This window comes from Nocardia sp. NPDC050630 (assembly GCF_044457245.1).
Taxonomy (GTDB): Bacteria; Actinomycetota; Actinomycetes; order Mycobacteriales; family Mycobacteriaceae; genus Nocardia.
In genome coordinates this window covers 73,801-77,427 of the sequence record NZ_JBITGN010000001.1, presented here as the reverse complement: position 1 = coordinate 77,427, position 3,627 = coordinate 73,801, and the positions used below count along the sequence as shown (strand labels likewise).

The following is a 3,627-nucleotide window of genomic DNA, read 5'->3' as shown; positions in this document are numbered from 1 at the left end:
CCCGATCCCGTCCGAGGGCCGCCGCCCTGTTCTTTCGGTGCGTCTGTACAGCCGGCAGCAGACATCAGCTTGCAGGTGCACTCGCAGGGTAGATTCGCGCCCGCACTTGTAGATGTCTTTGGTACCCTGCGCAACCGAGCCGCGAAATACCGTGACGCAATTCTGGTCCGCAAACGGGATGATAAAGCGTTCGCCGCCGCAGCCGACCCCTATCTGTGGAGCCTCATCATCGCGGGAATGTACGTCACGAATCAAACCAGCCGCTACACCTCCGGACTCCATTATTTCGGTCAGGCTGCCGACATACTCGACGAGATCGCGCGTCGCTTTCCCGTGAACTGGGCACCGCAAACGGCCGCGCGCGAGATCCGCCTTTTGCACGACGAACTCAGCGCACTCCATAGCGACCTGCCCGCCGGCCTGCGCGGACGGCAAATGAGTGAGGCCGTTGCCGAGCGCCTCATCTACCGCGCGGACGCCGACGAAGCGCTGCAAGAGACCCTGCGCCTGCTTCGCCGTGAGGCGGATACAACACAACCCTAGAACTGCCGTATCCGACTGTCCCTGAGCCGCCTACCGATCCCAAGCTGTTCGGAGTGCTGTCGCCAGATCACTATCATTGCAGCATGTCCTTGCCACGCACCGAGCGTCCGGACCTTCCCGAGTACATGACCTGGGAGGAACTGGAGCGGCTCCCCGAGCAGATCGCCGAGCAGATCGAGCTGTGGAACGGCCGCGTGGTGTGGGTGCGCCGCGGTCCTGCTGAGCATCAGACGTTCTCGAATCGTCTCTGGAGCACCATCGAGCGTTGCGCACGAAAGACCATGTCGGAGCATCCTGAGCACTGTTGGCGGGTGACCACCGAGACAAACGTCTTCCTCGGGCGCAACGGCAAGTCCGATTTCCTGACACCCGACTTTCTCGTCCACCGGTGCCTCGAGTCCTCTTACCAGGACCTTCGAAGCGCTGACGTCGTCCTGGTCGGCGAGGTCCTGTCCCCCTCCAATACCCAGACCGATATCGAAGCCAAGAAGGGCCGCTACGCGGGAGCCGGGATTCCGTGGTACTGGGAAGTGACCTTGGATCGTGAATCCAGCTCCATCGCAACGGTTCGCGCCTACGGCCTCGATATCGGGCACGTCCAACTGCCGGATGGTGTCCGTCCGCTGCGCCAAGCCAACTACATCCTCGCCGGCGAATGGACGCACGAGAATCCGGACGGCATCGCCATCGACTTCCCGTTCCCGATCGCCATCCCCTGGACCGAACTCGAATACTGACCGCAGCGACAACCTTTCGGTCCGAGCTCACGACACCGGGGAGCCGAACCGGCGTCCACCGAGGTTCAACGACAAGCGGCCGCACTCCGAAGCTGTTCAAAATGCGGCCTCCGCTGTCACACGACTTCGAGCCGGATGTTCGGGTCGATGGCGCGCAGATCGTCGGGGTCGGAGGTGATGACGGCGCGGGCTCGGGTCAACCGCGCGCACACGATTACGTGCGCGTCCACGACATCGACGGTGCCGGAGCCGGCGAGGAGCGCGCCGACAGCTTGGGCTTGACGACGGTCGAGGTCGATGGCCTCCACGCCCGCCGCGCCGAGCAGCCGTCCAATCGGGTGCTGACGTGGACTGTTACGCCATACCTGTGCGAGCACCGTGGCTGGCACATGCACCGGCATCCTGTTATCCATGGCGCGCTTGATCAGCGCAGTCGCGCGGGCATTGCCCTTCTCCATGCCGATCAGCGCGCCAGCATCGAGAATGATCATGCAGCACCGCTGATTTCGGCGTCGTCGAGTCCGAGCACCCGATCGGCCCAGGCAAGATCTTCGTCCGTCACACCAGCCTCGCGTGCAAGTTCGTCGGCGATCTCACGTGCCGTGGCCCAGTCGGGTTCGCGGCGGGCGATGTCGGAAAACCACGCCGAGACCGAGGACGCTTCGCCGTGCGAGACAGCGGCCTCGGCCTTGGCAGCCACATCGTCGGGAATGCTGATAGTAATCCGCTTCATACTCCAATCATACCTCGCGTATGAGGATGTTCATACCGTTACTGATACCAGCGAATGGTCGAATCGCTGTCCAGTGAGGCCGGCGGTGAGTGGGCCGCGGCGTGGGATGCCGGATAGATCGTAGAAGGTCGCACTCGCCGATCCGGTGAACTCGTCACCGTGCACAGTCAGCTCGAATCGCACGATTCCCTTCTGCACCAACTCGGGATTCACACGGTCGACGGTGAATTCGAGGAAAGCGCCCGAAACTGTTGCGCCGTCGGCCTGCCAGGTGCCCATGCCGTTGCTGTCGCTGGTAGCACGGTTGCCGTGGTCCGGATTCGATTGCAGCATGGTGCCATCCGCGTGGAAGGTCATGACGTGGTAGCCGAACGGCGCACCGTCGGCCACCACTTCCCAGACCCCGACGATGCTCATCCGCACAGTCCGGCGAGCAGTTCGATGCCCGGTTCGATCCGATGCTCGGGCACGGTGGCGAAGCTCAGCCGGATCGCGTTGCGGGGTGCGTCGGGGGCCGCGAAGAACGCGGATCCCGGCAGGAAGGCGACTCCCCTGTTCAGCGCTGGGGCAACCAACATGTCGGCGTCGAAATCCGCTGGGCCCTCGACCCATACGAACATTCCGCCATCTGGTTCGGTCCAACGGAATCCGGGCGGGAAGTACTTTCCCAATGCGGTCACTACTGTATTCAATTTCGCCGCATAAGATTTCACGAGCAGACGCAGATGCTCGGATCCCACTGGCGTGCCGAGGAATTCGGCGGCGATCGCCTGGTTGAAGGCGGAGGTCTGCATATCGATGCCCTGTTTGAGGGCCAGTACGGGCTCGAGCAGGTCATCCGGCAGCACCGTAATGCCGATCCGCAATGCCGGGGCAAGAGTTTTCGACAGTGAGGTGATGTAGGCGGTGCGGTCCGGCGCGAAGGACCACAGCGGCGGCAATGACTCACCGCGATACCGCAGGTCGGTGTACACATCGTCTTCCACGACCAAGGCGTCGTGCCGGGTGATCACCTCGGCGACCTGAGCACGCCGTGCCGTGGACATGGTCCGTCCGGTCGGGTTCTGGAAAGTCGGCAAGAGATATACGAACGCCGGATCATATTGTGTCAGTGCGCTATCCAATGCTTCCGGCAGAATGCCGTCCGCATCGGAGGCCACCTCGACCACCCGCGCGCCGTGGCTGCGGAACACCTTCACGGCAGGACCGTAGGTCGGGGTCTCCACGAGCACCACCGCGCCGGAATACAACAGCGCCATGCAGATATTGTGCAATGCCCCGGATCCGCCTGTCGCGATATGCACTCGCTCAGGCGAACATCCGATTCCTCTGCCGGACAACAGTATTCGTGCCTGCTCCAGCAGCGGCGGGAAACCCTGGGTGAGTCCGTACTGCAACGCGGTATTCCCGTACTTCGCGATCGCGGCCGCAGCCAAGGACGACACCAACTCACCCGGCAGCAGCGCCGGATCCGGTGCACCGACCGCGAACGAGATCACATCCGGTCGGCGCGCCAATGTCGCGAACGCGTCGTCGATCGGCCCGCTGCGCATGGCCGAGTCCCGGCCGAACGCGACACCCGTGCTCACGCCTCCACCTCGCTGGCGCTCGGCT

The 3,627-nt window shown here is 63.4% G+C and carries 6 protein-coding genes; 2 read left to right on the top strand and 4 right to left on the bottom strand.

Going from position 1 to position 3,627, the window contains the following annotated elements:
• Positions 1-69: 69 nt before the first annotated feature.
• Positions 70-543: a hypothetical protein gene (locus ACIBG0_RS00310; RefSeq protein WP_397027847.1), complete on the top strand. Its 474-nt coding sequence runs from the start codon at positions 70-72 to the stop codon at positions 541-543.
• An 83-nt stretch (positions 544-626) separates the two neighbouring features.
• Entirely contained in the window at positions 627-1,280 is a 654-nt protein-coding gene (locus ACIBG0_RS00305; RefSeq protein ID WP_397027846.1) for a Uma2 family endonuclease, read from the top strand.
• A 116-nt stretch (positions 1,281-1,396) separates the two neighbouring features.
• Here the strand turns inward: ACIBG0_RS00305 and ACIBG0_RS00300 are convergent, their stop codons facing one another.
• From ACIBG0_RS00300 to ACIBG0_RS00285, 4 genes are read right to left on the bottom strand one after another with little or no spacing between them, the layout of a single operon-like run.
• Positions 1,397-1,771, bottom strand: coding sequence for a PIN domain-containing protein (locus ACIBG0_RS00300; protein ID WP_397027844.1), 375 nt, complete (start codon positions 1,769-1,771; stop codon positions 1,397-1,399).
• Complete coding sequence (locus ACIBG0_RS00295; RefSeq protein ID WP_397027842.1) at positions 1,768-2,013, bottom strand: hypothetical protein; 246 nt, start codon at positions 2,011-2,013, stop codon at positions 1,768-1,770. The genes ACIBG0_RS00300 and ACIBG0_RS00295 overlap by 4 nt, the downstream gene beginning before the upstream one ends.
• 30 nt (positions 2,014-2,043) lie before the next feature.
• Entirely contained in the window at positions 2,044-2,430 is a 387-nt protein-coding gene (locus ACIBG0_RS00290; protein ID WP_397027840.1) for a hypothetical protein, read from the bottom strand.
• Complete coding sequence (locus ACIBG0_RS00285; protein WP_397027839.1) at positions 2,427-3,602, bottom strand: PLP-dependent aminotransferase family protein; 1,176 nt, start codon at positions 3,600-3,602, stop codon at positions 2,427-2,429. Before ACIBG0_RS00285 ends, ACIBG0_RS00290 begins: the two co-directional genes overlap by 4 nt.
• Positions 3,603-3,627: the final 25 nt, after the last annotated feature.